This window comes from Nostocoides australiense Ben110 (genome assembly GCF_001050535.1).
Classification (GTDB): Bacteria; Actinomycetota; Actinomycetes; order Actinomycetales; family Dermatophilaceae; genus Nostocoides_A; species Nostocoides_A australiense.
Map to the genome: position 1 here is coordinate 2,284,033 of NZ_HG764815.1, position 5,174 is coordinate 2,289,206.

Here is a 5,174-nt window from a genome sequence, read left to right on the forward strand (position 1 = left end):
CCGCGCGCGCCGCCCCCCTGCCGGTCTGGTCACCGGTCCGACCGGATACGCGATGCGGCCCGGGATCGTCGGGGTCGCCGACCCGGCCGACAGCGCTACTCGCTCGGCACAGCTCGCCGGCGTCCGCGACCGGGCCGCGCAGCTGGAGCAGCACATGGTGCGCGAGCGGGAGCAGCTGATCACCCGCCTGTCCGCCGCGGCCGCCGACGCCGAGGCCCTGGCCAGCGGGTTGCGCTGAGCCGACGCGGGTGGGGCCGGAACCGGGGAGCCGCGTGGCATCCGTGGGACAAGACTCGATACAGTCGGAGAGGGCAGCGCCGCCCCCCGCGATCGACGAAAGAATTTCTCTGTGACAACCACATCCGAGGAAATCCAGCAGCGAAGCGACCGGATCGCGCAGGCATGTGAGCTTGCGTCCGAGGAGCAGGGTCCACCTGGCGAGGGCGAGCTCATCGAGGCCTACTTCCGGCATGCACCCACCGAAGATCTCCTCGAACGCTCTCCGCAGGAACTCCTCGACATCGTCCGCAGCCACCGCGAGCTCGGGACGCAGCGGCCGGCGGGCACCGCGAAGGTCGCGTGCACGACCCCGCCACTGGGTGACGGCCCCAGCCACACCAAGATCCAGATCGTCACCGACGACATGCCTTTCCTCGTCGATTCGGTTCGCGCCCAACTGCTTTCGATGGGGCACGGCATCCACACGGTGGTCCACCCGATCCTGCGGGTCGAGCGGGACGCGACCGGTGCGCTCGTGCGGATCCTGCCTGACGACGCCGTTCCGAGCGAGGGACAGAGCCAGTCCGTCGGGGTGCTCAACGAGTCGTGGATGCACCTCGAGATCGACCGCGAGAGCGACGCTCCCGACCGCGACGAGATCGTCGCCCGGCTGCGTGGGGTGCTCTCCGACGTGCGTGAGGCGGTCGAGGACTGGCCCAAGATGCGCGCCCGGGCGCGGATGATCGCGGCCGAGTTGCCTGCCGTCGTCCCCGCCGACATTCCCGAGGCCGAGGTCAAGCAGGCGGTCGAACTGCTCGACTGGCTCGCCGACAACCACTTCACGTTCCTGGCCTGCCGCGACTACCGGCTGGCGCCGACCGAGGGCGGCACCGGCCTGATCCCGGTGTCCGGCAGTGGTTTAGGGCTGCTCCGGGCCGATCCGCCCATGGGTGTGCCCAGGCCGGCATTGTCCGACGCGGTGCTGGCCAAGGCCACCGAACGCCGGGTGCTGTTCGTCACCAAGGCCAACTCCCGCTCGAGCGTGCACCGGCCCGTCCACCTCGACTATGTCGGCGTCAAGACCTTCGGTCCCGACGGCCAGATCACCGGGGAGCGCCGCATCCTCGGGCTGTTCACCGCCAGCGCCTACGCGGAGTCGGTCGGCCGGGTGCCCTACCTGCGCGAGAAGGTCGCCGCGGTCATGAGGAAGGCCGGCTTCCAAGACGAGTCGCACTCGTCGAAGGACCTGCTCGGGATTCTCGAGGACTACCCGCGCGACGAACTCTTCCAGGCCGATGTCGACCAGCTCGTCGACGTCGGGACCTCGGTGCTGACGCTCGCCCAGAAGCGGCGCGCCCGCGTCTTCCTGCGGCCCGACGACTACGGCCGCTTCGTCTCGGCGTTGGTCTACATCCCGCGCGATCGTTACACGACGGCCGTGCGGCTGCGGGTCGAAGGCATTCTGCGAGAAGCCCTGCACGCCAAGAGCATCGACTACACGGCACGGGTGTCGGAGTCACCGCTCGCGCGGGTGCACTATGTCGCTCGCCTCGAGCCGGGCGCCGAGATGCCGGACGTCGACATCGACCTGCTCAACGACAAGATCGGCGCGGCGATCCGCACCTGGGACGAGGACTTCCGCGACGCCGCCGTCCGCGGGGTCGGTGAGGAGGCCGCAGCACCTCTTGTCGCGGCATACGGCCCGGCATTCTCCATCTCCTACAAGGACGACTTCGAAGTCGCCCAGGGCCTGGCGGACCTGCGGCGGCTGGAGTTGCTGGAGCAGCCGACCGACACCGAATTCGCCCTCTACAAACCACGATCGGGCGATGAGGCGATCCGCCGGTTCAAGCTCTTCCGCCGCGAGCCGATCTCCCTCACCCGTGTCCTGCCGCTGTTCACGCACATGGGCGTCGAGGTGGTCGACGAACGGCCCTACGAGCTGACCCGGGCCGACGGCACCCCCATGTACGTCTACGACTTCGGGCTGCGCGCCCCCGCCGACGACCTGTGGGACTCGATGTCACACGCCGAACTGCGCGAACTCTTCGAGGGCGCCATCGATGCGGTGTGGAACAACCGGGCCGAATCCGACCCGCTCGGGGCCCTGGTGCTGCGGGCCAAGCTGACATGGCGCCAGGTCGTCATCCTGCGTGCGATCACCAAGTATGTCCGCCAGACCCAGAGCCGCTTCTCCGAGAACTACATCGTCTCGGCGCTGGTGCACAACAAGGACATCGCCGCCGACCTCGTCGCGCTCTTCGAGGCCCGCTTCGACCCGGACCGTGCGCACGAGGGGCGTGAGGAGGCCGAGGAGGAGATTGCCGCCCGGATCCAGGCCGCCCTCGACGACGTCAGCTCGCTCGACGAGGACCGGATCCTGCGTTCGTGCCTCGGCGTCATCCGAGCCGCCTTGCGCACCAACCACTTCCAGCTCGGCCCGGACGGTGAAGGCAAGGACTACTTCTCGATCAAGCTCGACCCGACCAAGGTGCCCGATCTGCCGCAGCCGCGGCCGGCGTTCGAGATCTGGGTCTACTCGCCCCGGGTCGAGGGCGTGCACCTGCGCTTCGGGCCGGTCGCCCGCGGGGGCCTGCGCTGGAGCGATCGGCGCGAGGACTTCCGCACCGAGATCCTGGGTCTGGTCAAGGCACAGATGGTCAAGAACGCCGTCATCGTGCCGACCGGCTCCAAGGGTGGCTTCTATGCCAAGCAGCTGCCCGACCCCGCCGTCGACCGGGGCGCCTGGCTCGAGGAGGGCAAGGCGGCATACCGGGTCTTCCTCTCCGGCCTGCTCGACCTCAGCGACAACCGCGTCGGCACCGACATCGTGCCGCCGGAGCGGGTCGTGCGTCACGACGGCGACGACCCCTATCTCGTCGTCGCGGCGGACAAGGGCACGGCGACCTTCTCCGATATCGCCAACGGCGTGGCGCAGTCCTACGGCTTCTGGCTCGACGACGCGTTCGCCTCGGGCGGTTCGGCCGGCTACGACCACAAAGCGATGGGCATCACGGCCCGCGGGGCCTGGGAGTCGGTCAAGCGGCACTTCCGCGAGATGGGCATGGACACCCAGAGCGAGGACTTCACCGTCGTCGGCGTCGGCGACATGAGCGGTGACGTCTTCGGCAACGGCATGCTGCTCTCGGAACACATCCGCCTCGTCGCCGCCTTCGACCACCGGCACATCTTCCTCGACCCAGCTCCCGACGCCGCCGCGTCGTATGCCGAACGGCGGCGGATGTTCGAGCTGCCCGGCTCCTCGTGGGACGACTACGACAAGGGCTTGCTCAGCGAGGGCGGCGGGGTCTACCCGCGGTCGGCGAAGTCGGTGCCGGTCACCCCGCAGGTGGCCGAGGTGCTCGGGATCGACTCGGGGGTCACGTCCATGACCCCCGCCGAGCTGATCCACGCTGCGCTGCTCGCGCCGGTCGACCTGCTGTGGAACGGCGGCATCGGCACCTATGTCAAGGCCAGCGACGAAACCCACGGCGAGATCGGTGACCGGGCCAACGACGCCATCCGCGTCGACGGCAACCAGCTGCGCTGCCAGGTCGCCGGCGAAGGCGGCAATCTCGGTCTCTCGCAACGCGGCCGGATCGAGGCGGCCCGCAGCGGCGTCCGCCTGAACACCGATGCGATCGACAACTCGGCCGGTGTCGCCACCTCCGACCACGAGGTCAACATCAAGATCCTGCTCGGCCAGGTCATGCGCGACGGCGCCCTCGACCTGCCGGCCCGCGACGAATTGCTGCGCTCGATGACCGACGAGGTCGCAGCGGACGTCCTGCGCGACAACTACGAGCAGAACGTCCTGCTCGGCAACGCTCGAGCCCAGCAGCGGATCATGCTGCCGGTGCACATGCGCTTCATCCGCTATCTGGAGGAACACGGCGGCCTGAATCGCGAGCTGGAGTTCCTGCCCAGCGAAACCGAACTCGGCGACCGGCTCGCGGCCGGCACCGGGCTGGTCTCGCCCGAGTTCTGCGTGCTGGTCGCCTATTCGAAGCTGACGCTCAAGCGTGACCTGCTGGCCTCGGGATTCCCCGACGACCCCTGGCTCGAGTCGGAACTGCGGGGTTATTTCCCACCGGCGCTACCCGAGCGCTTCCCGGAGGCCGTGGCCGAGCATCCGCTGCGCCGCGACATCATCGTCACCGGCGTCGCCAACGACATCGTCAACCGCGGCGGGATCACCTTCGCCTACCGGGCGACCGAGGAGACCGGCGCCAGCGGCGAACAGATCGCCCGGGCCTATGTCATCGCCAAGGAGGTCTTCGGCGTCGCGGACTATCTCGACCGGGTCGAGGCGCTCGACAATGTTGTCTCGACGCAGCAGCAGACCGAGCTCTATCTCGAGGTGCGGCGGCTGCTGGACCGCGCGGTCCGCTGGTTCATCACCGCGCGGCCGTCGACTCTCGACATCGGCTCCGAGATCGAGCGCTACCAGCCGATCCTCGGCGCCTGGGGCCCCCGCCTCGGCGAGTTGCTCGTCGGCAGCGAACGCGAGCGGCTCGAGGAGGCGACCGCCGCCCGGGTCGCGGAGGGGGTGCCGGAGGACCTGGCCCGCGACTGCGCGAGCCTGCTCGACGCCTTCTCACTGCTCGACATCGCCGACATCTGCATCGACAAGGACCTCGCCCCCGCCGTCGTGGCACCGCTCTACTACCTCAACTCCGAACGACTCGGCGTCGACAAGCTGCTCGGCAAGATCACCCAGTTGCAGCGGGAGGACCACTGGGAGGCCCTGGCCCGCGGCGCGCTGCGCGACGACCTCTACGGCATCCTCGACGCGATCACCCGGGCCGTGCTCGACGGGGCACCGGCCGGCGAGCAGGATCCGGACAAGCTGCTCGACGGCTGGCTGACAGCGCACAACGAGACAGTGCAGCGCGCCCAGCGCTCGCTCGCCGGCATCGATCGCCTCGACCAGCCGACGATCGCCGCCCTGTCCG

General features: G+C 69.3%; 2 protein-coding genes. Both read left to right on the forward strand.

The window, feature by feature from the left end:
• On the forward strand, positions 1 to 238 hold a 238-nt coding region (locus tag BN11_RS23675; RefSeq protein WP_235435441.1), incomplete at its 5' end, for a hypothetical protein.
• Positions 239 to 349: 111 nt separating this feature from the next.
• On the forward strand, positions 350 to 5,174 hold a 4,825-nt coding region (locus BN11_RS10995; protein WP_053084076.1), incomplete at its 3' end, for an NAD-glutamate dehydrogenase.